At 70.9% G+C, this 22,320-nt stretch carries 20 protein-coding genes and 1 pseudogene; 7 read left to right on the forward strand and 14 right to left on the reverse strand.

Annotated elements, in window-relative coordinates; translation table 11 throughout:
• Window positions 1-43 precede the first annotated feature (43 nt).
• A complete protein-coding gene (locus BJY17_RS09170; protein WP_179551074.1) occupies window positions 44-1,972 on the reverse strand; it encodes a glycoside hydrolase family 5 protein in 1,929 nt (642 codons plus the stop codon).
• 254 nt (window positions 1,973-2,226) lie between these two features.
• On the opposite strand from BJY17_RS09170, the gene BJY17_RS09175 reads away from it, so the two are divergent.
• Window positions 2,227-3,111, forward strand: coding sequence for an alpha/beta fold hydrolase (locus BJY17_RS09175; protein ID WP_179551075.1), 885 nt, complete (start codon window positions 2,227-2,229; stop codon window positions 3,109-3,111).
• Between the two features lie 53 nt (window positions 3,112-3,164).
• On the opposite strand, the gene BJY17_RS09180 is transcribed toward BJY17_RS09175, so the two are convergent.
• On the reverse strand, window positions 3,165-3,545 hold the full coding sequence (locus BJY17_RS09180; protein WP_179551076.1) for a DUF2255 family protein: 381 nt from the start codon (window positions 3,543-3,545) through the stop codon (window positions 3,165-3,167).
• 30 nt (window positions 3,546-3,575) lie between these two features.
• Here BJY17_RS09180 and BJY17_RS18300 point away from each other — a divergent pair, with 30 nt between their 5' ends.
• Complete coding sequence (locus BJY17_RS18300; RefSeq protein ID WP_218889873.1) at window positions 3,576-3,983, forward strand: cupin domain-containing protein; 408 nt, start codon at window positions 3,576-3,578, stop codon at window positions 3,981-3,983.
• 8 nt (window positions 3,984-3,991) lie between these two features.
• Here the strand turns inward: BJY17_RS18300 and BJY17_RS09190 are convergent, their stop codons facing one another.
• The gene (locus tag BJY17_RS09190) at window positions 3,992-5,014 is read right to left on the reverse strand and encodes a PHP domain-containing protein (protein WP_179551077.1); all 1,023 of its coding nucleotides are present in this window, start codon (window positions 5,012-5,014) and stop codon (window positions 3,992-3,994) included.
• A 146-nt stretch (window positions 5,015-5,160) separates the two neighbouring features.
• On the opposite strand from BJY17_RS09190, the gene BJY17_RS09195 reads away from it, so the two are divergent.
• Window positions 5,161-6,603, forward strand: a complete 1,443-nt coding sequence (locus BJY17_RS09195) for an MFS transporter (RefSeq protein ID WP_179551078.1) — start codon at window positions 5,161-5,163, stop codon at window positions 6,601-6,603.
• Window positions 6,604-6,650: 47 nt separating this feature from the next.
• Here the strand turns inward: BJY17_RS09195 and BJY17_RS18305 are convergent, their stop codons facing one another.
• Together BJY17_RS18305 and BJY17_RS09205 are read right to left on the reverse strand one after the other, a co-directional pair.
• Window positions 6,651-7,517, reverse strand: coding sequence for a DUF2510 domain-containing protein (locus tag BJY17_RS18305; RefSeq protein ID WP_218889874.1), 867 nt, complete (start codon window positions 7,515-7,517; stop codon window positions 6,651-6,653).
• Between the two features lie 67 nt (window positions 7,518-7,584).
• A complete protein-coding gene (locus BJY17_RS09205; RefSeq protein WP_322789793.1) occupies window positions 7,585-8,667 on the reverse strand; it encodes an alcohol dehydrogenase catalytic domain-containing protein in 1,083 nt (360 codons plus the stop codon).
• A 178-nt stretch (window positions 8,668-8,845) separates the two neighbouring features.
• On the opposite strand from BJY17_RS09205, the gene BJY17_RS09210 reads away from it, so the two are divergent.
• Complete coding sequence (locus BJY17_RS09210) at window positions 8,846-9,787, forward strand: EamA family transporter (RefSeq protein ID WP_179551079.1); 942 nt, start codon at window positions 8,846-8,848, stop codon at window positions 9,785-9,787.
• Window positions 9,788-9,843: 56 nt separating this feature from the next.
• Here the strand turns inward: BJY17_RS09210 and BJY17_RS09215 are convergent, their stop codons facing one another.
• The 3 genes and pseudogenes from BJY17_RS09215 to pip form a co-directional block, all read right to left on the reverse strand.
• A complete protein-coding gene (locus tag BJY17_RS09215) occupies window positions 9,844-10,104 on the reverse strand; it encodes a hypothetical protein (RefSeq protein WP_179551080.1) in 261 nt (86 codons plus the stop codon).
• Between the two features lie 103 nt (window positions 10,105-10,207).
• Entirely contained in the window at window positions 10,208-11,086 is an 879-nt protein-coding gene (gene ypfJ, locus BJY17_RS09220) for a KPN_02809 family neutral zinc metallopeptidase (protein WP_179551081.1), read from the reverse strand.
• Between the two features lie 342 nt (window positions 11,087-11,428).
• Window positions 11,429-12,379, reverse strand: a pseudogene (pip, locus tag BJY17_RS09225) (prolyl aminopeptidase); the annotation flags it as partial.
• 119 nt (window positions 12,380-12,498) lie between these two features.
• Here pip and BJY17_RS09230 point away from each other — a divergent pair.
• Together BJY17_RS09230 and BJY17_RS09235 are read left to right on the forward strand one after the other, a co-directional pair.
• A complete protein-coding gene (locus tag BJY17_RS09230; protein WP_179551083.1) occupies window positions 12,499-13,512 on the forward strand; it encodes a malate dehydrogenase in 1,014 nt (337 codons plus the stop codon).
• Window positions 13,513-13,542: 30 nt separating this feature from the next.
• The gene (locus BJY17_RS09235; RefSeq protein ID WP_179551084.1) at window positions 13,543-13,722 is read left to right on the forward strand and encodes an HPP family protein; all 180 of its coding nucleotides are present in this window, start codon (window positions 13,543-13,545) and stop codon (window positions 13,720-13,722) included.
• Window positions 13,723-13,747: 25 nt separating this feature from the next.
• Here BJY17_RS09235 and BJY17_RS09240 read toward each other — a convergent pair whose 3' ends face one another.
• The 6 genes from BJY17_RS09240 to BJY17_RS09265 form a co-directional block, all read right to left on the reverse strand.
• Window positions 13,748-14,509 (reverse strand): TetR/AcrR family transcriptional regulator, encoded by a 762-nt coding sequence (locus tag BJY17_RS09240; protein ID WP_179551085.1) that lies wholly within the window; start codon window positions 14,507-14,509, stop codon window positions 13,748-13,750.
• Window positions 14,510-14,750: 241 nt separating this feature from the next.
• The gene (locus BJY17_RS09245; RefSeq protein WP_179551086.1) at window positions 14,751-16,880 is read right to left on the reverse strand and encodes an acyl-CoA dehydrogenase family protein; all 2,130 of its coding nucleotides are present in this window, start codon (window positions 16,878-16,880) and stop codon (window positions 14,751-14,753) included.
• A gap of 175 nt (window positions 16,881-17,055) precedes the next feature.
• A complete protein-coding gene (locus tag BJY17_RS09250) occupies window positions 17,056-17,454 on the reverse strand; it encodes a DUF7144 family membrane protein (protein WP_179551087.1) in 399 nt (132 codons plus the stop codon).
• Window positions 17,455-17,871 carry a hypothetical protein gene (locus BJY17_RS09255; protein ID WP_179551088.1) on the reverse strand — a complete coding sequence of 139 codons (417 nt, stop codon included), beginning with the start codon at window positions 17,869-17,871 and terminating at the stop codon, window positions 17,455-17,457. It lies immediately after the preceding gene.
• 172 nt (window positions 17,872-18,043) lie between these two features.
• Window positions 18,044-19,888 (reverse strand): glycoside hydrolase family 3 protein, encoded by a 1,845-nt coding sequence (locus tag BJY17_RS09260; protein ID WP_179551089.1) that lies wholly within the window; start codon window positions 19,886-19,888, stop codon window positions 18,044-18,046.
• Window positions 19,889-20,064: 176 nt separating this feature from the next.
• A complete protein-coding gene (locus tag BJY17_RS09265) occupies window positions 20,065-20,880 on the reverse strand; it encodes a histidine phosphatase family protein (protein ID WP_179551090.1) in 816 nt (271 codons plus the stop codon).
• A gap of 115 nt (window positions 20,881-20,995) precedes the next feature.
• On the opposite strand from BJY17_RS09265, the gene BJY17_RS09270 reads away from it, so the two are divergent.
• The gene (locus tag BJY17_RS09270; protein ID WP_179551091.1) at window positions 20,996-22,264 is read left to right on the forward strand and encodes a TetR/AcrR family transcriptional regulator; all 1,269 of its coding nucleotides are present in this window, start codon (window positions 20,996-20,998) and stop codon (window positions 22,262-22,264) included.
• The last annotated feature ends 56 nt before the right edge of the window (window positions 22,265-22,320 follow it).

Consider the following 22,320-nt stretch of genomic DNA (forward strand, 5'->3'; position numbering starts at 1 on the left):
GGCCGGGTCGCAGCTGCGACCCGGCCCCTCTGTCATGCGCCGATCAGCTCAGCGGCTTGCAGAGCAGCGCGTCGGGCACGCCGCCGTGGTTCCAGCGGTAGGTGTACGCCACACCGGCGATGTACTCGCTGTCCTTGCACTGGCCCTTGTAGTTGCCGGGGGCCCAGTCGCTCGCGGTCGAGCCGCCACCGGCCGGGCGGTTGTCACCCTGGTCGAACCAGATCACTCGGCCCTGGCTCGCCGGCAGCGCCGTGGTGCTCGTCGCGCAGACGAGGTTCCACATCGCCGCCTTGGTGCCGCCGCCGGTACCCAGGCTGTAGCCGACGGCGACCTCGCCGGGGTTGCACTGCAGCTTGTCGTAGCCCGAGGCCCAGTCGTTCGTGATGTTGCCCTGCCCGCTCTGCACGCGCGGGTTCGAGGTGCTGATGCCGCCGACGTCCGTGCAGAGCGCTCGGTTGGTGCTCCGCGCGATGCCCTGGAGGCGCTGGCTGTCGGGGCAGGTGCCCTTCCACTGACCCGGCGACCAGTCGCCCGCCTGCAGCATGCGCAGCGACGACTGGCTGTCGACGAAGCTGCCACTGCCGAGCATGTTCCAGCGCGGCACGGATGCCACGGGGCCGGTCTTGCCGTTCGCGTTCACGAGCTTCGTCCACTGCGGGTAGCGCCAGTCGTCGGCGATGCTCAGCTTGGTGCCGTCGGGCTTGTAGGCGAGGAGGGAGTAGCCGTCGACGAACGTGCCGTCGGCCTTCGCCTGCGCCACGAGCGGCCATGCGGCGAAGTCGCTGTCATTGGCGATCAGGATGTCGGTGAAGTTCGCCCACCAGGCCTTGTCGAGGGCGCCGGTGTCGTCGGCGTGGCCGATGCCGAACTCGCTGAACCACACGGGGGCGGTGTAGTGCTGGTTCGCCGTGTTGACGAACGCCGCGGCCCGGTTCACCTCGGCCGCGAGCTCGCTCGCGGTGAGGTCGCGGTAGCGGGCATCGTGCGTTTCGCCGAGTCCGGTGGCGCCCGTGTGCTTCGGCCCGGTGTAGGCGTAGATGTGCGCCGCGTAGACGAGCTTGTCGGGATACGGGAGGGCGTTCGAGAGGTTCGCGACGGGCTTGAGGTGCGGGCGGTCGTGGAACACGCCGTCGAGCGGGATGCCCTGCCAGTTGATGCCCTCCATGATGACGAGCACCTCGGGGTTCGCCTTCTGGATGGCGATGCCGGCGCGCTGGTACGCCTGGTAGAGGTCGTGGCTGTCGCCCCAGCCCCAGTTCGCGTCGTTCAGGATGTCGCGACGCACCTCGTTGCGGAGGTCCATGCCGACCACGCGCGCGTTGTCCTTGTAGCGGGTCGTCAGCATGACCCAGTCGCTGATCCACTTCTCGGTGGTCTGGCTGCTGTTCCACCGCTCGTTGCCGTCGTTGGTGCCGCAGCACCAGTGCGAGGTGGTGGTGTGGTTGTTCAGGATCACCGCGAAGCCGTCGGCGGTGAGCGCGGCGACGACCGCGTCGAAGACCTGCAGCGGGGTCTTGCCCTTGAGCTGAGGATTCGCCGCCACCGCGACATCCGGAACCGGCGCCGTCATGCCGAGCATCTCGTTCGAGAACGACAGGCGGATGCTGTTGATGCCGACCCCGTGGAAGTCGCTCATGAGCGTCGCCATCGGAACCCGGTCGAGGCCCATCGGGACGTCGTAGCTGTTGCCGCTGTTGTGGTTGGCGGAATCGTTCTTGTCGCCGCTTCCGCTCCAGTGCCCCTGCGCGCCGTCCCAGTTGGCGGACTCGAGCTTGAAGCGATCGCCGTCGGCGTCGACGACGTATCGGCCGACGGTGCTGAGCGGGGCCGTCCACGACGCCGCGAGCTCGGCGCCCGTGAGCGCCTCGATCGGATCCTCTTGCGCTGCTGCTGCGTACACGGGACTCGCGACCGATATCGCGAGGACTGCGGTCGTGAGTCCGACCGCGACCCGTAGGGTACGACGATGCATTCTGCGAACCTCTCTGTTCTGCCGTTCGCGGCGCCCATGCCGTGTTGCGAGGCGCGGCTCCCGACTCTTGACTCCGGTCAGGTTATGGGCGGGATCACGGAAATGTCAACGCAAACATCCGCTGTTAAGGGAACGTAAACATTTCGGATGCCCCTGACACGCGGGTTCGCCGCCATCTCGCCGCCGCCGAGCTCGTCGCGCGAGCTCGACGCCGACTCGTTGACGTGAAAACCGGCGGCGAGGATGATCGACGCATGGGTACGAGAACCGCCGCGCGGCGGCCGCCCCGGCGGCCGGAGTCGAGTCTGGCCGAGCGCTGGACCACGGTCGACGGCATCGAACTGTTCTACCGCGAGTCGCCGATGCCACCGGATGCCCCGGCGATGATGCACCTGCACGGCTTCGGCCTCTCAGGCCGCTACCTGCTGCCGACCGCAGAACGCCTCGCCGATCAGTTCCACACCTTCGTGCCCGACCTGCCCGGCTTCGGCCGCAGCGGCAAGGCCGCCGATGCGCTCGACGTGCCCGACCTCGCGCACGCTGCGGCCCGGTTCCTCGACGATCGCGGCATCGAGCGGGCCACGCTCGTCGGCAACTCCATGGGCTGCCCCGTCATCCTCGAGTTCGCGCATCACTACCCCGAACGCATCGACCGCGCCGTGCTCGTCTCGCCTGCGGGCGGACTCTACAACCAGCCGCTCCGGCGCGCGGTCGGCCAGCTCACCCGCGACGGAAGCCGAGAGCCTCCCCGCATGATGAAGGTCGCCGTGCCCGACTACCTCCGCTTCGGCGTGCCCAGCACGTTCAAGATGTTCCGGGCTCTCACGCAGTACCCGACGCTCCAGCGACTGCTCGAGCTGCACGTGCCGACGCTCGTCGTGGTCGGCGACCGTGATCCGTTGATGCCCACCCCCGCCCGCGTGCAGGAGGTCGCCGCCGCGACCGACAGCCGCGTGCTGCTCGTCAGGATCGAGGGCGCGGCCCACGCCATCAACTTCAGCCATTCGGGCGAGCTCGCCCACCTGATCCGACTGTTCATGGCCGACAAGCCGATCGTCGACGACCCCGCCTCCCCCGGGCACGCGAGCCTGACCGAGATCCATCGCGGCAAGCACCTGCCGCCCTCGCCGCAACCGTAGACGACCGGGAGTCGTCGGCACCGTCACCGTCTCCTGAGCTGCGCTCGCCGCCGTCAGTCCTCGAGCGGGTCCAGCCTGAACGTGGTGGCGACGACCTGCGGGCCGACGACGGTGCCGACGATCTTCGGCCCGTACCGGTCGTACTTCGCGTGGTAGGCGGCGTCGACGGCCTCGTGCACGTCGGCGGGCGGCTCGTCGAACGCGACGTCGCGCTCGACGCCGCCGGCGCGGATGCGACCGGTGCCGCTCGCCTGCGCCCGGCGGAACCACGGGTTGCCCGGCCCGTACGCGGAGCGCACGTACAGCTCGTCGCCCGCCCGCACCACCCAGATGGTCACGAACGGTCGGAGCGAACCGTCGGCGCGGCGGGAGGCGATCTGCAGCTCCTCGGCGCTGCCGACGCGGTCGAGTTCTTCGCTGGTCCACATGCTCATGGGGTGTCCTTCCGGTAGTGCGATTCTCGCGTGACGGGCCGCGGAGCCGAGCTGCGCCGCGCCGCGGCGGCGCCGGGCACGATCACGGCGAGCGCGGTGACGAGGCTGAGCGCGAGCAACGCGCTCCCTGCGGCGAGGGCGGCACCGACCTGTGCGGCGAGCGCGTCGGGCGACCGCCCTGCGGTGCGGCGTGCGCCGACACCGAGACGAGAACGGCGATTCCGAGCGCGCTGCCGAGCTGGGCTCGTGCAGGCGCGAGGCGGCGAGATCCTCCTCATGCGCCCCGGCGACACCGTGTACACGCCGCCGGGCGAGTGGCACTGGCACGGGGCATCCGCCGGCTCGTTCATGTGCCATCTCGCGATGTGGGAGGACGACGACGCGAGCTGGGGTGAGCACGTGACCGACGAGGAGTACCGCGCGGCGCCGCTCGGCTGAGCGGCGCTTCATCGCGAGCGGTCGTGACTCCACTCGAGCAGGCGATCGACCGGCCAGGTCGTGACGATGCGCTCGGCCGGCACGCCGTTCGCCGTCGCGCGCGCGGCGCCGAGTTCGAGGAACGTCAGGTGGCCCGGGGCGTGCGCGTCGCTGTCGATCGAGAACAGGCAGCCCGCGTCGAGAGCGATCGCGATGAGCTCGTCCGGCGGGTCCTGGCGCTCGGGTCGCGAGTTGATCTCGACCGCGACGCCGTGCTCGGCGCACGCCTCGAAGACGGCGCGGGCATCGAACGTCGATTGCGGGCGGGTGCCGCGAGCGCCCTCGACGAGCCGCCCGGTGCAGTGCCCGAGCACGTTCGTGTGCGGGTCGGCGACGGCGCGCAGCATCCGCTTCGTCATCTCGGGCGCCTCGGTGCGGAGCTTGGAGTGCACGCTCGCGACCACGACGTCGAGGCGGCCCAGCATCTCGGGGGTCTGGTCGAGCGTGCCGTCGAGCAGGATGTCGACCTCGATGCCGCGAAGCAGGCGGATGCCGCCGACCTCCGTCTGCACATCGGCGATCGCCTGCTGCTGCGCGGTGAGCCGCTCGACGCTCAGACCGTTGGCCACCCGGAGGTTCGGCGAGTGGTCGGTGATCGCGAGGTACTCGAGCCCGAGCGCCTCGGCGGCGCGCGCCATCGTCTCGAGGCTCGTGGTGCCGTCGGACCAGTCGGTGTGGCTGTGCAGGTCGCCGCGCAGTTGCGCCCCGAGACCGGTGCGCGCGCCCTCGGGTGAGAGCCCGGCCCGCGCGCGCAGGTCGGCGAGGTAGTCGGGCACCGCGCCATCCGCCGCCTGGGCGATGACGGCGAACGTCGTGTCGCCGATGCCCTTCGTGCGCTGCAGGCGGCCGTCGCCGACGCGGGCCGCGATCTCGTCGGGGCCGAGCGGCCGGATGACCTCGGCCGCTCGGCGGAACGCCTTGGACTTGAACGCCGACGCGCGATCGCGCTCGAGCAGGAACGCGATCTCCTCGAGCGCCGCCACCGGGTCCATCGCCCCATTCTGGCGCGTCGGACGGGCTCCGGCCAGCGTGCGACATCGGCTGCGCCTCCCGTCGCACGAGTCGTCGCGGCTTGACAAGGTCGCTTCGTCAAGAGTATATCTATACCCCCTAGGGGTATTCAACGAAGGAGCAATTCATGTCCGTATCCACTCCGCCGACGAGACGTCGGTGGCTCGGCCTCGCGCTCATCGCGGCGGCCCAGTTCGTCGTCATCATGGACACGTCGATCATCGGCGTCGCCCTGCCCGACATCCAGGCCGAACTCGGGTTCACCCCCGAGTCCCTGTCGTGGGTGTTCAACGCCTACGTCATCGCCTTCGGCGGACTGCTGCTGCTCGGCGGCCGCCTCTCCGACGTGTTCGGCGCTCGACGGGTGTTCATCGCCGGCTGGCTCACGCTGGCCATCGGCAGCGTGCTCGCCGGCGCTGCAAGCAACGTCGGCCTCGAGATCGCCGGTCGCGCCGTCCAGGGCGCGGGCGCCGCGCTCATCGCCCCGGCCGCACTCACCCTGCTGATGACGCTGTTCGGCGGCACCGCCGAACTCCCGCGCGCCTTCGCGGTGTACGGCGCCGCGGCTCCGATCGGCGGCACCGCCGGGGTCTTCCTCGGCGGCGTGCTCACGGAGTACGCCAGCTGGCCGTGGGTCTTCTACGTGACCGTGCCGATCGCCGTACTCGTCATCGCCCTGACGCCGTTCGCACTCCCCCGGGTCAGCGGCGGGCGCGGACGGGTCGACCTCGCCGGCGCGCTCACCGCGACCGCGGGACTCGCTGCGATCGTCTACGGGGTCGTGCGCGCCCCCGAGGTCGGCTGGGCCTCGGCGGAGACGATCGTCGCCCTCGCCGCCGGCGCGCTCCTGCTCATCGCGTTCTTCGCCATCCAGGCGCGCAGCCGCACGCCGCTGCTGCGCCTCGGCATCTTCCACGCCCCGCAGCTCGGCGCCGCGAACCTCGCCCAGCTGATGCTCGGCGCGGCCTGGGTGTCGATGTGGTTCTTCCTGAACCTGTACCTGCAGCAGGTGCTCGGGGCTGGCGCGTTCGCCTCGGGCGCCGCACTTCTGCCGATGACGGCGCTCATCGTGGTCGGCATGGTCGCTGTGGCGCCGCGGCTGCAGGCGCGGTTCGGGGCGAAGCCGCTCATCGTCGGCGGGTTCGCACTGCTCGCGATCGGTCTCGGGTGGCTCTCGCTCGCGCGACCCGACGGCAGCTACGCCGTCGACGTGCTGCCCGCCTCGCTCGTCGCGGCGCTCGGCATGGCGCTCGCGTTCGTGCCGTCGCTCGGCACGGCGATCGGCGCGGCACGACCTGAGGAGACGGGCGTGGCCTCGGGTCTCGTCAACACGAGCTACCAGATCGGGTCGGCGATCGGACTCGCGGTGCTGACGGCCGTCGGCGCTGCGGTCACCGCGGGCGCGGCGAGCGGCGGGGCCGCGGATGCCGCTGCGCTCACGGCCGGCTTCTCGTCGGCGTTCATCGGCGCCGCGGTGCTGGCGGTCGCCGGGCTCGTGGCATCCGCCGTGCTGCTGCGACCGACGCCCCGCCCGGCGACCGCGCCGGCACCGGAGACGGTCGACGCGTGAGCCGCGTGCTCGTGGGGGTCGGCATCGGCCTCCACGAGCACGGCGCATCAGTAGGCCGGGTACATCTCCATCGAGGTGTTGAAGATGTTCACCATCATCACGACCACCCACGCGATCACGCCGATCGTGAGCACGACGGTGAGGGCGATCGCGGCGGCCATCGGCAGGTAGCCGCGACCGGCCTGGCGCCGCACCACGACCGAGCGGCCGATGACGTAGACCAGCGACGAGAGGAACGCCCAGGCCCAGTGGAACCGGCGCTGGTAGCCGAGCCGCGCGAGCGCGGCATGGTCGAGGGCGGCGAACCAGACGGCGAGGCCGTAGACGATCCATCCGCCGAACGTCGCGGCGAGGTACCACGGGTCGGTGTACGGGCCGAGCGCGGTGAGCATCGCGCTCGTCGACGGCGACATCGACTGCTCCATGTACGCCTGGAAGTCCCAGAAGAAGAGCGGCAGGATCCCGAGCACGGGCAGCGCCACGATCAGCCAGATCCAGATCGTAGAGACCGGGGTGCCCTCGGGCACGCGAGCCGTTGCCGCGACGCCGCCGTAGGGTGCCGGCTGCCCGGCGCCCTGCACCGGTGCGGCTCCGGAGTATGCGGGGGCCGAGGGGTAGACGGGAGCCGCCCCGTAGGCGGGTGCCGACGTGTAGGCGGGCGCCGATGTGTAGGCGGGCGCGTACGCGGGAGTCACCGGGGCGACGTAGGCGGGCGCGGCGACGGGAGCAGCAACGACTGCCGGGGTCACCGGCGCGACCGGCGGAACCGACGCCGCCGGTGCGACCTGCTCGACGGGAGCCACCGGGGCGGCCGGTGCGACATGCCCCGTCCACTGCACCCCGTCCCACCAGCGCTGCGCAGCGGGGCCGCTCGGGTCGGGATACCAGCCTGCGGGCGTACGACCATCGCTCATCGATTCCTCCTGTGGGTTCTCGGACATGCTACGGGCACGCCCTCGGCCGGGCAGCGAGCGGACTCCGTTACAGCTCGACGACCGTCATGCCCGACCCGGCACCGCCGGCCGTGCCCATCGCCGCGAGTGCCGCGGGCACCTCGTCGAGCGTGATGCGCCGGCCGACGAGCTCGATCGGCCGGAAGTCGCCCGACGCGACGGCGCCGAGCATCGAGGGGTATTCATGGGCGGCCATGCCGTGGCTGCCGAGGATCTCGAGCTCGCCCGCGATCACGGCGTCCATCGGCATCGCGGCGAGCGCGGAGTCGCCGACCATGAGCCCGATCTGCACATGGCGGCCGCGCTTCTTGAGGCTCCGCACCGAGGCGAATGAGGTCTCGGTCGAGCCGAACGCGTCGACCGAGACGTCCACTCCCCCGCCCGAGGCCTCGAGGATCCGCTCGGCAGCGCCCTCGCCGCCCTGCAGGGGCACAGCGCCGAGCCCCTCCGCCGCGGCGAGCGCGGCATCGGAGACATCGACGCCGTAGACCTTCACGCCGGCAGCGACGGCGATCATGATCGCGGAGAGACCCACCCCGCCGCATCCGTGCACCGCGATCTGCTCGCCAGGGGCGAGACGCGAGCGCGAGACGATGGCCCGATAGGCGGTCGCGAACCGGCAGCCGAGCGACGCGGCCTCGACGAAGCCGAGCGACTCCGGCAGCCGGATGAGGTTCAGTTCGGCCTCGTCGATCGCCACGAACTCGGCGAACGAGCCCCAGTGCGTGAACCCAGGCTGCGACTGCTGGTCGCAGACCTGCTCGTTGCCGGTCAGGCACTCGTGGCATCGACCGCACGCGCAGATGAACGGGGCGGTGACGCGGTCGCCAACGGCCCAGCCCGCCTCGGGGTCGACCTCCGAGCCGAGCACGGCGATCTCGCCGGCGAACTCGTGGCCCGGCACGTGCGGCAGCGACACGGTGTCGTCGTGGCCCATCCAGGCGTGCCAGTCGCTGCGGCAGACGCCGGTCGCGCGCACCCGGATGACGGCGCCGCGCGGCGGGCACTGCGGCTCCGGCACGTCGACGAGTTCGGGGTTCTCACCGAAGGCGTTGAAGAGCACGGCGCGCACAGGAGTCCTTTCCGTTCGGGTCACGGATGTCGGCGGCACTCACGGCATCGTCGCCGGATCGCGCGCGCGACATCCGCGAGCTTATCGGCCTGCGGAGGTGTGCTCGGACGGCGTCGGGAGGAGAACACACGGTTCGGAGGCCGACTCCGTTCACGGGCCTCCTCCCGATCGTTCGATCTCCTCCCTCGGGCGTCGCCGGATTGTGTAACAATGTGCCATGCGATTCGTGACCGCCGTGCTGCTCGCGGCCGTCTGCTTCGGCACCACGGGTACCGCGCAGGCGCTCGGGCCCGAGGCGAGCGCGGCCTCGGTCGGGGCAGCGCGAATCCTGATCGGCGGCGGCGCCCTCGGGCTCATCGCCGTGATCCAGATCTTCGCCGGGCGCCGGCGCGGTGCGGCCGGGACACCCGCCGCGCCGGCGGCCGGCGTCGCCACGCGGCATCCGCTGCCCGTCTGGCTGCTCGTCGCCATCGGCGCCGCCGGCGTGCTCGCCTATCAGCCGGCGTTCTTCGCCGGCACCGCCGCGAACGGCGTCGCGGTCGGCACGGTCGTGGCGCTCGGCTCGGCGCCCGTCATCACGGGCGGGCTCGACTGGGCGCTCCGTCGCCGCTACCCCGGCCACCGCTGGGCGATCGCCACCGCCATCGCGACGCTCGGCGTCGGCATCCTCGCCGCGGCGACCGGCGGCGGAGGAACTGCGGGCGCCGACCCGCTGGGCCTGGTCGCGTCGCTCGGCGCGGGCGCCTCGTACGCCGTCTACACGCTCGCCGCGAAGGCGCTGCTCGACCGCGGTTGGAGCGGATCATCCAGCATGGGTGCGCTCTTCGGCGTCGCAGCCGTCTTCAGCATCCCCCTGCTGGCGACGACGGATGCCTCGTGGCTCGCGACCGGGCCGGGGCTCGCCATGGCCCTCTGGCTCGGTCTCGTGACGACGACCGTCGCCTACCTGCTCTTCGGCTACGGGCTCGGCGGTCTCGCGCCCGCGACGGTCTCGACCCTGACCCTCGCCGAGCCGCTGACCGCCGGCATCCTCGGGGTCGCACTCCTCGGCGAGGCGCTCACCGCCGGCGCCCTGCTCGGGCTTCTCGTGCTCGCCGCCGGCATCGTCGTGCTCGCGACGGCGAATGCGGGCCGGCGCACGCGGGTGGCCATCGGCTGATCGGGCCACCACCGACGTGAGTCACCTCGTCGTGCCGACGGGGCAGCGGCCCCGGCTCACGAAGCCAGTCGCGCTGCGCCGGTCGCTCGTCGAGGCGCTCGAAGACTGAGCTTCTGCTCGCCCGAGGGCGCCGACCTCGTCGCGCCGCCGCGCCGGCCGCGGTCGGGGTCGCCCTGGCCGGATGCCTCGTTCAGGGGCTCGCCGTACCAGTGGTCGACACCCCGTCGGCAGGTGCACGAGAGCGCCACGGTCTCGTCGATCGTCACCGCGCGGAAGAACTCGCGGTGGGGCGTGGGGATCTCACGTCGTCGTGCCATGTCGTCGTGCTCCATTCTGCGCACGTCGCGGTGCGCTTACTGGAGAGACGACGATGCCGCCGGATCATGACGCGGATCGCGCGAACTCGTTCGCGCCGCGCGGTCAGAGGTCGGCTGGGCCGACCGTGAACGTGTCGCAGACCTGGGCACCCTGCTCGAAGCCGGCCTTGAACCAATCCTTCCGCTGCTCACTCGTGCCGTGCGTGAAGGTGTGCGGGTTGACCTGGCCCTGCGTCGCCTGCTGGATGTGGTCGTCGCCGACCGATGCTGCAGCGTCGAGGGCGTCGTTGCGCTGCGCTTCGGTGATCTGCTGCAGGAACGGCACGCCGTTGTCGTCGGGCACCGTCGAGGCGTTCGCCACCCAGGCGCCGGCGAAGCAGTCGGCCTGCAGCTCGACCCGTACCGCGTTCGACGAGGGGCCGGTCTGCCCGTCCTGCGAGCGATCGAGCACTCCCGCGAGGTTCTGCACGTGATGGCCCCACTCGTGCGCGATCACGTACATCTCGGCGAGCGTGCCGCCGTTGGCACCGAACCGGCTGCGCAGCTCGTCGTAGAAGGTCACGTCGATGTAGATCGTCTGGTCGGGCGGGCAGTAGAACGGCCCGGTCGCCGACGACGCGTTGCCGCACGCCGTCGTGACCGCCTGGTCGAAGAGGATGAAGTCCTGCGGGGCGTTGTAGCTCACGCCGAGCGCCGGCGCTTCCTCCGCCCAGTACGCCTCGAGCGACGCCGACGCGCCCTTCATGCGGCACTCGACGTCCTCGTTGGCATCCTCGCCGGTGAGGCATCGCTCGAGCGTGGAGTCGCTCGCCTCGGGCTGTGCTGCGCCGCCGACGAAGTCGTCGAGGTTGACGCCGAGGAACTGCGAGATCAGGAAGATCGCGAGCGCGCCGATGCCGCCGCCCGCGAGGGCGATGCCGGTGTTGCGACCGCGCTTGGAGGCCTTGCCCTTGCTGATGTCGGCGTCGGGATTGAACGTCATGATCCGACGCTACCGGGTGCCGGGGCCGTCGTCGCGGTCGCGGCGGCGATCGTCCTCGTCGTCCTCGTCATCGTCATCGTCGTCGTCGTCGTCGTCGTCATCGTCATCGTCATCGTCGTCATCGTCGTCGTCGTCATCGTCGTCGTCGTCATCGTCATCGTCATCGTCATCGTCGTCATCGTCATCGTCGTCATCGTCATCGTCGTCATCGGCGTCGTCCACGTCCACGTCGTCCACGTCGACGTCGTCGTCGCCTTCGTCGTCGACGTCGACGTCGCCATCCGCGACGACGGGCTCCCGGCGTTCGTACACCACGGCGTCCCCGCCGAATCCGTCGCCGCCGGCGAACCGGTCGGTCGCCGTGATGAGCGCGTCGACGATGCCGGGTTCGTCGAAGGCGTGCCCGGCGTCGTCGATGATCGTGAGCTCGGCCTCCGGCCACGCTCGGTGCAGGTCCCACGCGGTCATCATGGGCGTGCACATGTCGTAGCGGCCCTGGATGATCACGGCCGGGATGTCGCGGAGGCGCGATGCATCCCGGATCAGCTGTCCCTCGTCCCACCAGCCGCCGTGCCGGAAGTAGTGGTTCTCGATGCGCGCGAACGCGGTGGCGAATTCGGGTGCCGTGTAGCGAGCGACGTTCGGGGCCTGCGGCAGCAGCGTGATCGTCGAGGACTCCCACCGCGCCCACGCGATGGCGGCCGGCTCGTGCACCTCGGGGTTCGGGTCGGCGAGCAGCCGCGCGTACGCCTCGACGAGGTGCGTGCGCTCGAGCACCGGGATCGGCGCGATGAAGTCCTCCCAGAGGTCGGGGAACACCGCCGACGCCCCGCCCTCGTAGAACCAGTCGAGCTCCTGCCGGCGCAGCGTGAAGATGCCGCGCAGCACGAGTTCGGTGACGCGCTCGGGGTGGGTCTGCGCGTACGCGAGCGCGAGCGCGCTCCCCCACGAACCGCCGAAGACCTGCCAGGTGTCGATGCTGAGATGCCCGCGAAGCCGCTCCATGTCGGCGATGAGGTGCCACGTGGTGTTGGCGGCGAGGTTGGCCTCCGGCTCGCTCGCGTGCGGGATCGAGAGGCCGCAGCCGCGCTGGTCGAAGAGCACGATGCGGTAGCGCTCGGGGTCGAAGAGGCGGCGGTGGTCGGGAGTGGTGCCCGCCCCCGGCCCCCCGTGCAGGAACACGACCGGCTTCCCCTGCCGATTGCCCGACACCTCCCAGTAGATGTGCTGGCCGTCCCCCACGTCGAGCATGCCGGTCTCCAGCGGCTCGATCTCCGGATACATCTCTCTCATGGCGCCACGGTATCGATCAGCGGATGCCGCGGCCGGGTGCCGCGCCGGAACCGGATCGCGGCTCGTGGCGGACGCTTCGAGCGGCGGCCCGGACGCCGGCGGCCGGTTAGGCTCGGAGCATGGCCGCGAAGAAGCCGATCACCGTCACGCTCACGGGCGCGGGCGGCCAGATCGGGTACGCACTCCTGTTCCGCATCGCCTCGGGCGCCATGCTCGGGCCCGACACCCGGGTGCGACTCAACCTGCTCGAGATCCCGCAGGGCGTGCGCGCTGCAGAGGGCGCGGCCCTCGAGCTGCAGGACTCCGCGTTCCCGCTGCTCTCGCACGTCGAGGTCTACGACGACGCGAACGCGGCCTTCGCCGGCGCGAACGTCGCCCTGCTCGTCGGCGCCCGACCGCGCACCGCCGGCATGGAGCGAGGCGACCTGCTCACCGCGAACGGCGGCATCTTCGGCCCACAGGGTGCGGCGATCAACGCGGGCGCGGCCGACGACATCCGCGTCGTCGTGGTCGGCAATCCCGCGAACACGAACGCCCTCATCGCCTCGGCGCATGCACCGGATGTCCCGGCCGAACGCTTCACCGCGCTCACGCGTCTCGACCACAACCGGGCGCTGGGTCAGCTCGCTGCCACCGTCGACACGCCCGTCGGCGACATCCGCGGCGTCACCATCTGGGGCAATCACTCGGCGACGCAGTTCCCGGATGTCGCCCACGCCACCGCGGCGGGCGACTCGGTGCCGGCGCTCCTCGCAGGCCGGCTCGGCGGTCCCGACGGGGCTCGCGAGTGGCTCGTCGACGAGTTCATCCCGCGCGTCGCCAAGCGCGGCGCGGAGATCATCGAGGTGCGCGGATCCTCCTCGGTCGGATCGGCCGCGAGTGCCACGATCGACCACGTGCACGACTGGGTGCTCGGCACCCCCGACGGCTGGACGAGCGCGGCCGTCGTCTCCGACGGGTCCTACGGCGTGCCCGAGGGGCTCGTCTCCTCGTTCCCGGTCGACTCGGTCGACGGCGCCTGGCGCATCCGCCAGGGCCTCGAGGTCGACGACTTCGCACGGCGACGCATCGAGGCATCCGTCGCCGAACTCGTCGAGGAGCGCGACGCGGTGCGCTCGCTCGGACTGCTCTGACGACGCCCGGCGCCGACGTAGGCTGAAGTCATGGCCGAGCAGACCCCCGCACGCAATGCCCGTCGCAACCAGCTGATCGTCGGGCTCATCGTCGGCATTCTCGTCGGCGTGGGCGTGAGCCTCTGGACGAGCTTCTGGCTGTGGCTGCCCGCGGGCATCGTGGTCGGCATCGTCACCGGACTGCTCATGCGGCCGCCGTCGAAGGACTGACGGTCGGCGGGGCTCGCAGGCCGAGCTAGCGGGCAGTGACCCGGATGTAGTCCACGATGCCGTCGATCAGGCGCGCGAGTCCGAACTCGAACGCGTCCGATGGGCCGGCGGGCTCGGCGGCGCCGGCGGCCTGCCCGACGCGCGCGGACACGGGATAGCGCTTCGCGTCGAGGATCTCGTCGAGCAGCGGCTCGTTGCGCTCCCACCAGTCGACGGCCGATTCCTGGTCGACGGCGCGATGCCGTTCGGCGTCGAGGTGCGCGCGCGCCGGCCCGGTGACGAAACCGAGCAGCAGCGTGACGATGCGATCCATGTCGAGGTCGGAGAGTCCGAGACCGTCGATCGCGCGCAGGCACCACTCCCAGTGGTCGGAGACGTTCGGGCCGAGCGGCGGCCTGCTGGTGTCGATCGAGAGCAGCCACGGGTGCCGCAGGTACTCGTTCCACTGCTGTCGCGCGATCTGCGCGAGGCGCTCGGGCAGGTCGCCGTCGAGGCTCGGCAGCGGCATCTCACCGGCGACGCGGTCGACCATGAGGTCGACGAGCTCGGCCTTGCCGGGCACATAGGTGTAGACCGACATCGGCTTCAGCCCGAGTCGGTCGGCGATGCGCCGCATCGACACGGCGTCGATGCCGTCGACGTCGGCCAACTGCACCGCCGTCGCGACGACCTCGTCGACGCTCGATCGCTGCTTCGGGCCCCGTGATCCGACGGGCTCGCCGAAGTGCGACCGCCACAGGAGCCGAAGTGTGCGGTCCGGTTCGGTGCCTGTGGATTCTCCCGCCATGCCGGACAGCCTATATTCTCCGTACACCCTACGGTCGCGCCCCTATGGCGGGCACCGGGTCCCGACCTCAGCCTTCGTCGCGACCGCGACCCGTTCGGCCGCGAACCTGGCGATGAGGACCGCCTGGTCCACGTCATGCGCCGCCTTTCGCCGCGCAGCCGTGGCCTGAGCGACGAGCCCATCGGCCACCGGACGACGAAGGCCGGGGCGCTCAGGGCGCCCCGGCCTTCGTCGAGCGATGCTACTTCTTCTTCGACTTCTCCGGCACGGGCAACGTGCCGGCCGCGCGCTGCGCGGCGTAGTAGGCGCGCGCCTCGTCCTGCCGCTCCTGCTCCGCGCCCGACGCGATCTTCGCGCGCAGGTGCTCAGGGCCGTAGCCGAACGCGTCGACCAGGTCCTGCGCGTGGGGGCGCAGACGCTCGAGCAGGCGGTCGATGTAGGCCGTGACGGCCTGCGCGCGCTGCGGCGAGAGCCGGCCGTTCATGAGGTACCAGGCCAGGTGCTTCTCGACGAGACCGAGACCGAAGAGGTCGCGCACCCAGGTCAGCACCTGCTTCGTGCCGGGATCGGAGGTCTTCGCCAGCGCGCGGGTGAACGCCTCCCACTGCAGCAGCTCGCCGTGGGCGCGAGCGGCCTCGATGAGTTCGTTCTGGTTGCGGTTGAACGCCGCGGCGGCGTCGGCCTTCGGGAGCTTCCGCGCATCGCGCAGACGCCCGGCGATCTCGGAGATCATGGCCTCGACACGGTCGGTGAGCAGCTCGCGCTGCGTCTGCTCGTCGCGGAGCTCGGAGACCGAGCGCGCCGTCGAGCCGAAGTCCGCGATGGTCTGCGCCAGGCGGCGAAGCCCGGTGCCGTGATAGGCGCGGTCGGCCGTCTGCGCGACGACGTAGCGAGCCATGACGCCCGCGTCGGCCTTCGCGAACTGCTTCGAGAAGTCGGTGAGCAGGCGCTTGGCGACCAGCTGCAGCAGCACGTTGTTGTCGCCCTCGAACGTCACGTAGACGTCGAGGTCCTGTCGCAGCCCGACCATACGGTTCTCGGCGAGGAAGCCCGACCCGCCGGTGGCCTCGCGGGCCTCCTGCAGCGTCTCGAGGGCGTGCCAGGTCGAGAGCGGCTTCAGCGCGGCGGCGATCGTCTCGAGGTCCTGACGGTCGTCGTCGGTGTCGGCTGCGCCCGAGAACACCGCGTCGAACTTCACGAGGAACTCGTCGTGCGCGAAGATCTGCGCGTACGTCGTCGCGAGCTTCGGCAGCAGCCGGCGCTGGTGGCGCTGGTAGTCGAGCAGCACCTCTTCGTCGGTGTCGCTCGCCGCGTTGAACTGGCGGCGCTGGTTGCCGTAGGTGATCGCGATCGTCAGCGCCATGGCGGCGGCGGTCGTCGCCGCGCCGTCGAGCGAGACGCGACCCTGCACGAGGGTGCCGAGCATCGTGAAGAAGCGGCGACCCGGGCTCGAGATCGGGCTCGAGTAGGTGCCGTCCTCGGCGACCGACCCGTAGCGGTTCAGCAGGTTCACGCGCGGCACCCGCACGTTCGTGAAGTGCAGACGGCCGTTGTCGATGCCGTTGAGGCCGCCCTTCAGGCCGTCGTCCTCGCCGCCGATGCCCTTGAGGAACCCGCCCTTCGTGTTGCGGATCGGCACGTAGAACGCGTGCACGCCGTGGTTGACGCCCTTCGTGATGAGCTGCGCGAAGACCACGGCGGCGGTGCCGTGCACCGCGGCGTTGCCGAGGTAGTCCTTCCACGCGCCGCGGAACGGCGTGTTGATCACGAACTGCTGCTTCGCCTCGTCGTACGTGGCGGTCGTGCCGATCGCCGCGACATCCGAACCGTGACCGGTCTCGGTCATCGCGAACGCGCCGGGCACCTTCAACGACATGATGTCGGGCAGGAACGTCTCGTGGTGGAACTCGGTGCCGAGGTGGAGGACCGCGGCCCCGAAGAGACCCCACTGCACGCCCGCCTTGATCTGCAGGCTGGGGTCGGCGATCACGAGCTCTTCGAACTGGGCGATGTTGCCGCCGTGGTCGTCGAACCCGCCGAGCGAGGTCGGGAAGGCGCGGTGCACGGCACGCTGGTCGACGAGGATCTTCAGCTGCCCGAGCACGCGCTCGCGGTGCTCGTCCATCGACTGCCCCTCGATGCGCTGCAGGTCGGGATGGGCGGCGCGCTCGCGGGCGGCGAGACGGAGGTCGGCCCAGGTGCCGAGCAGCTGGCGACCGAGGGTCGCCACATCGATCGAGGGCTGGGCGGGAGGCGCAGGCTGCGGGGCGGATGCCGCGGTGCGCGCGGACTTCGGCGGAGCAGTCTCGGCCGGGCGCTCGGGGGCGGCCTTCTGCTGCTTCGAGGCGGTGCGGGGTGCCGTGTCAACCATCGTCGGTGTCTCGTCCTTCGTGTGCGGTCTGGGCTTCATTCCACGGTAGGTCGAGGGCCTGCGGCGAGGAAACCCTGCGTCCGTGCCCTACAAACGCGCGCGGCGGCGCGTCGAACGGCACTGTGAGGACTCTACAAAAGGCACTCTCGGCATCGATGGGATACCGACAAGAGACTCAGCTTCGGAAGAAGGCGTTCGCCCGGCCGGACCACAGGAACGCCAGGACGATCACCGAGATGACGATGCTGAAGTACTCGCCGATCGCTCCCGCGGGGTAGGCGATCGCGAGGAAGATCGAACTCGCGATCGAGAGCACCTGCAGGATCGTGATGAACATGCGCGCGCCGGCGCTGCCTCGGAGCAGCCCGCCCGCCACGGCGATGACGACGACGCCGATGAGGATCGAGATGATCGCCGAGGCGATGAGCTGGCTCGCACCGCCGAACTCCTCCACCGTGGCGGCGACACTCGTCTGGAAGAGCAGGATCGTGCCGCCGATGACATCGAGCAGGCCCGAGATCCAGGTGAGCACCGCGATGAACGTGACGCCGCCGGGGCGGCCGACCGCATTCACTCAGGCCTCCGGCTGCCGGCTGCCGAAGAACACGCTCGACTTGTGCCCCCACAGCAGGAACAGCACGACGAGCGAGATGACGATGCCGAGCCATTCGCCGACCGCACCGCCGAGGTACGCGAAGGCGAGGAAGAGCGAGCCGATGATCGAGAGCACCTCGACGACGGTGATGATCATGCGGGACACCCAGCTGCCGGTGAGCAGCCCCGCGGCGACGGCCACGACGATGAGGCCGAGCACGATCGAGCCGATGGCCGCGACGTAGAGCGGGCCGGTGCCGCCGAGACCGTCGGCGACGGATTCGACGCCCGCCTGGAACAGCAGGATGGTGCCCGACACGATGTCGAGCGCTCCCGCGATCCACGCGAGGATCGCGACGATGGTGACGCCCATCGGCCGAGCCATCTGATCGGACATGCCGAACCCCCTTGCCCCATGCGCCGTCGACACGGCGTCCCTGGGGCGATGCTAGCCCTGTCGGGGCGCGCGCGTCTCGATTTCGCGCGGGGCGGGCCGGAAACGATCGAGACCCCCGCCTGCTCGGCGAGGGTCTCGAGGTGCGCGGTCGGCGGAGCCGACCGGGCGGGGATCAGGCGGAGTAGCTCAGGCCGTGACCGAAGCGGAACAGCGGGTCGGCCGTGTCGAACGGCACGTCGGAGCGGTTCGCCTCGACGGCGGCCATGCTCGACGGCAGGTCGAACGGCATCCTGCCCTTCGGCTCGGCGTCGCCCACGAGCACATCGAGCACCGCGCGCGGGCTCGCGCCCCAGTTGGCGGTCAGCGCTGCGAGGTCGCCCGCGAACGGGGTGAGGATCGCGGGCCGGTCGAGGAACACGTCGACCACGGTCGGCACGGCTGCGGCGACCTCGCGCACGTGCGCGATCTGCTCCGCGGTGTAGTCGAGCGAACCCGAGTGGAAGAAGTTCTCGAACACCGTCGGGCGCTCCTCGAAGGGAGCCTGCAGGCGCAGGATCGCGACCTCCGCTTCGGCGGGCGTCTCGACGACCTGGCCGTACTCGGCCGCGATCTCGGGGGCGATGCCCTCGACATAGAGGCGCAGGCCGCGTGCGAGCGGCAGCGTGGGGCGCTCGGCGCCCGAGGCATCCGTCTGCTCGCGGTTGACCAGCAGGGTGATCGCGGCCCGCTGGGCGGCCTCGCCGGCGGCGACGAACTCGGCCGAGCCGACGACGCGACCGGCGCGCTCGACGTCGACATAGGGCTGCTCGAAGAGGCCCAGCACGAACTTCTCGCGCAGCAGGCGGCGGGCCGAGACGTCGAGGCGCTCCTCGGTGATCTCGCCCGAGTTCACGAGGTCGACGAGCATCTCGGGGTCGGCTTCGCCGCCGAACTGGTCGACGCCCGCGTCGATGACCTTCTTCATGCGCTCGCGCGGAGTGAGGTGCTCGACGCCCCAGGCGCGGGCCGGGAAGGGCTGGCCGAAGATCGCGGCGTCGTTGATGAGTCCCCAGTCGGTGCAGACGATGCCGTCGAAGCCGTAGCGCTCCCGCAGGAGTCCGGTGATGACCGACTTGTTGAAGCCGAAGCCGACCTCTTCGTACTCGGTGCCGACGGGCATGCCGTAGTACGGCATGATCTGGCTCGTGCCGGCCTCGAAGGCGGCCTCGAACGGCTTCAGGTGCGTCTCGAACTCGCCGCCGGGGTAGACCTGCTCGCGACCGTGCGCGAAGTGCGGGTCCTCGCCGTCCTTCTGGGGGCCGCCGCCCGGGAAGTGCTTCGTCATGGTCGCGACGGAGTCGGGGCCGAGCTCGGCGCCCTGGAAGCCGCGGATGTAGGCGGCGCCCATGCGACCGGCGAGCTCGGGGTCTTCACCGAAGGTCTGCAGCGCGCGCGACCAGCGGGGCTCGGTGGCGAGGTCGATCTGCGGGTGCAGCGCCACGCGGATGCCGACCGCCGTGTACTCCTGGCGGGCGATGTCGCCGAACTGCTCGACGAGCGCCTCGTCGCCGACGGCTGCGAGGCCCATGGTCTCGGGCCACACCGAGAACGAGCCGGCGAGCATGCCCGAGAGCGGGTTGTCGGTATACGAGTGACGCGGATCGGTCGAGACCGTCACGGGGATGCCGAGGCGGGTCGCGGCCGCAGCCTCCTGCAGGCGGTTGTGCCACTCGGCGATGAGCTCCGCCGTGGGCGGGGTCTGCAGCACATTGAAGTGGTTCATGAGACGGCCCGCGACGTAGTCGTCGGTCGACGGCAGCCCGAACATGTCGTCGCCCTGCGAGAGCGAGCCGTCTTCACCGGCGGCGATCATCGTCTGGAAGAAGAGCCCGGCCTTCTCTTCGAGCGTCATCTGCGAGAGGAGGATCTCGACGCGCTCGGCGACGGGCAGGTTCGCGTCGCGGTATCGCAGGTCGAGTCCGCCGGCGGTGTCGACGGGCGCCGCGGCATCCGTCTCGTGGTTCAGCTGATCGGTCATGCCGGCACTCCTTCATGCTTCGGAAACGGGCCGCGATGCGGCATCCGGTTCATCATAAACCGAATGTCACTTGGTTTTCGAGTCCTCGGCGGAAACGCACAGGCACGGCCGCATGCGAGGATGCGACCGTGCCTGGTCGGGGTCGCCGGCGAGCGGCCGACGGGGAGGTCGACGGATCAGTCGGAGCCGGCCTCGACGTAGCTCAGGTCGTTGACGGTCTTGATCGTCCACTCGCCGCGGTTGTAGACGAGCTCGCTGACCGCGCCGTTCTCGATGCCGCTCGTGAGCTCGCTCACGTCGGCCCCGAGCGTGCCGAGCGCGAGCATGATCGTGATGCCGCTCGAGACCACGAGCACCTCGCCGCCGCCGTGCTTCGCCTGCTCGGCGGCGATGTCGTCGAGCGCCTCCACCGCACGGGCGGCGACCTGCTCCGGCGTCTCGGCGACGAGACCACTGCCCTCGTTTAGGCGGGCGACCGCACTGAGGCCCTCCACGAAGTCGAAGTCGGGGTCGGTGAACAGCTCGCCGACGTTCGCGTAGCCGAGCTCGGTGGCGATGGCGGCCCACATCTCCATGTTCTTCGCACCTTCGAACTTGCCGAAGGAGATCTCGCGGAGTCGCTCGTCGCGGGTCGCCTCGTCTTTCGCGTCGAGTTCATCGAGCGCGAGCGAGACCGTCTCCCAGTGCCGCACCATGTCGGCGGAGTAGGCGGCCTCGAACTTCACGCCGGACTCGGCGAGGCCCGCGCCGAGGTGCTCGGCCGACAGGCGGCCCTCTTCGGTGAGGGGCGAGTCGGACCAGCCCTGTGCCCGTTCGAGGGTGTTGAGCATCGTCTCGCCGTGGCGCGTCAGGTAGATCGTGACGGTGCCCGGCTTCGGCTTCTTCGGCCCCGCGGCGGCCTGGGAGGCGGGCACGGTCGAGAAGGCGGCGAGGGTGGCGAGTGTGGTGACGGCGAGGGCGCCGGCCGTGACGGCGCGCATGGTGCGGTTCATCGGACTCCTTTGTGGCGATGGATGGCGGGGCTGATGCCCGGTGTCAGCATATGGGCGCAATACCGACCATGCGGTAACAAAATGGATTCGATGTCCGCGGGTAGGCTGAGCGCCGATGCCGCCGACCACCCCTGGGCCAGAAGCCGCGACCGCCGCACGGCCTGCGGCGTCCGCGCGCGGCCGCGCGACGCGCGAACGCATCGTCGACGCCGCGGCACGATGCTTCGCGGCATCCGGCTACCGCGGCGTCTCACTTCGAGATGTCGCGGCCGAGGCCGGGCTCTCGCACCCCGGCGTGCTGCGGCGCTTCTCGTCACGCGAGCAGATCCTCGACGCGGTGGTCACCCGATTCGAGCTGGAGAACGAGCGTTGGCTCGCGGCGCGCACCGAGGTTCCGCCCCACCTGCTGATCGCGCTCGCCGAGCACAACCAGGCGAAGCCGGGCTACCTCGAGCTCTTCTCCGCCCTCGCCGGCGAGGCCGTCAGCCCGGAGCACCCCGCGCACGACCGGTTCGCAGCCCGCTACCGAGAACTGCGCGAGGAGAGCCTGCGGCAGCCGCCGGCGACCCCGTGGTCGCGCGACGATGCGACGCGGATGCTCGCCGGGTGGGACGGCCTCCAGCTGGCATCGCTCTACCACCCGGGCCACGTGGATGTCGCGGCGGAACTCGCGCAGCAGCTGACGGGCGTGCGCCGGTCCGAGAGCGCGCACGCGAGCCCTGCGACGCCGGCCGACCAACCCGTGGATTCGTCGTCGGCCGCTCGTGCTGCCGGCTACTCGGTCGGTCGCGCGCGGCAGGCACGCATCATCGCCGACGCCACCGAGCTCTTCGCCCGTCGCGGATTCCACGACACGAGCCTGCGCGAGGTCGCCGAGGCCGTCGGCATCTCGAAGTCGGCGCTGCTGCACCACTACCCGACGAAGGACGCCCTGCTCGTCGCGGTGATCGCCGAGCGCGACCGCCGCACGGTTCCGAGCTCGGAGGATCTCCTGTCAGCCTCCCCCGCCGAGACGATCGAGCTCATGGTGCGCACTGCCCGACGATCCGAACTCGACACACCGGGTCTCGTCGAGGTCTACACGGTGCTCACGGGCGAGGCGGCGTCGCCGAGGCATCCGGCGCACGCGTTCTTCGCCGCACGTTCGCGGCGCACCATCGCCGACGTCACCGTGCTGTTCGAACGCCTCGCCGTCGACGGGCTCCTCGCCCCCGGGCGGGATCCGAGGCATGAGGGCCGATGGGTGCCCGCCATGTGGGACGGACTGCAGGTGCAATGGGGCTACGACCCGTCGATCGATGTCGCGAGGCTCCTCGCCGACTACTTCGACGCCGCAGTCACGTTCCCGGTGCAGGCGCCGCCGCGTCTCACGCCACCTGCCTGACCGCTGCTCCGTCTGCCGCATGCGGACGCCTGACGTGACACGCCGACCCCGGGCGA

The sequence above is a fragment of the Agromyces hippuratus genome (genome assembly GCF_013410355.1).
In the GTDB taxonomy this organism is placed as follows: Bacteria; Actinomycetota; Actinomycetes; order Actinomycetales; family Microbacteriaceae; genus Agromyces; species Agromyces hippuratus.

Bases quoted from the DNA above. Each gene is read 5' to 3' on its own strand.
- BJY17_RS09215 (WP_179551080.1), bottom strand. From the start codon at position 10,104: ATGGCACGACGACGTGAGATCCCCACGCCCCACCGCGAGTTCTTCCGC.
- BJY17_RS09195 (WP_179551078.1), top strand. From the start codon at position 5,161: ATGTCCGTATCCACTCCGCCGACGAGACGTCGGTGGCTCGGCCTCGCG.
- BJY17_RS09270 (WP_179551091.1), top strand. From the start codon at position 20,996: ATGCCGCCGACCACCCCTGGGCCAGAAGCCGCGACCGCCGCACGGCCT.
- BJY17_RS09235 (WP_179551084.1), top strand. From the start codon at position 13,543: ATGGCCGAGCAGACCCCCGCACGCAATGCCCGTCGCAACCAGCTGATC.
- BJY17_RS18305 (WP_218889874.1), bottom strand. From the start codon at position 7,517: ATGAGCGATGGTCGTACGCCCGCAGGCTGGTATCCCGACCCGAGCGGC.
- BJY17_RS09170 (WP_179551074.1), bottom strand. From the start codon at position 1,972: ATGCATCGTCGTACCCTACGGGTCGCGGTCGGACTCACGACCGCAGTC.
- BJY17_RS09265 (WP_179551090.1), bottom strand. From the start codon at position 20,880: ATGAACCGCACCATGCGCGCCGTCACGGCCGGCGCCCTCGCCGTCACC.
- BJY17_RS09210 (WP_179551079.1), top strand. From the start codon at position 8,846: ATGCGATTCGTGACCGCCGTGCTGCTCGCGGCCGTCTGCTTCGGCACC.
- BJY17_RS09260 (WP_179551089.1), bottom strand. From the start codon at position 19,888: ATGACCGATCAGCTGAACCACGAGACGGATGCCGCGGCGCCCGTCGAC.
- BJY17_RS09255 (WP_179551088.1), bottom strand. From the start codon at position 17,871: ATGTCCGATCAGATGGCTCGGCCGATGGGCGTCACCATCGTCGCGATC.
- BJY17_RS09175 (WP_179551075.1), top strand. From the start codon at position 2,227: ATGGGTACGAGAACCGCCGCGCGGCGGCCGCCCCGGCGGCCGGAGTCG.
- BJY17_RS09180 (WP_179551076.1), bottom strand. From the start codon at position 3,545: ATGAGCATGTGGACCAGCGAAGAACTCGACCGCGTCGGCAGCGCCGAG.
- ypfJ (WP_179551081.1), bottom strand. From the start codon at position 11,086: ATGACGTTCAATCCCGACGCCGACATCAGCAAGGGCAAGGCCTCCAAG.
- BJY17_RS09245 (WP_179551086.1), bottom strand. From the start codon at position 16,880: ATGGTTGACACGGCACCCCGCACCGCCTCGAAGCAGCAGAAGGCCGCC.
- BJY17_RS09230 (WP_179551083.1), top strand. From the start codon at position 12,499: ATGGCCGCGAAGAAGCCGATCACCGTCACGCTCACGGGCGCGGGCGGC.
- BJY17_RS09240 (WP_179551085.1), bottom strand. From the start codon at position 14,509: ATGGCGGGAGAATCCACAGGCACCGAACCGGACCGCACACTTCGGCTC.
- BJY17_RS09190 (WP_179551077.1), bottom strand. From the start codon at position 5,014: ATGGACCCGGTGGCGGCGCTCGAGGAGATCGCGTTCCTGCTCGAGCGC.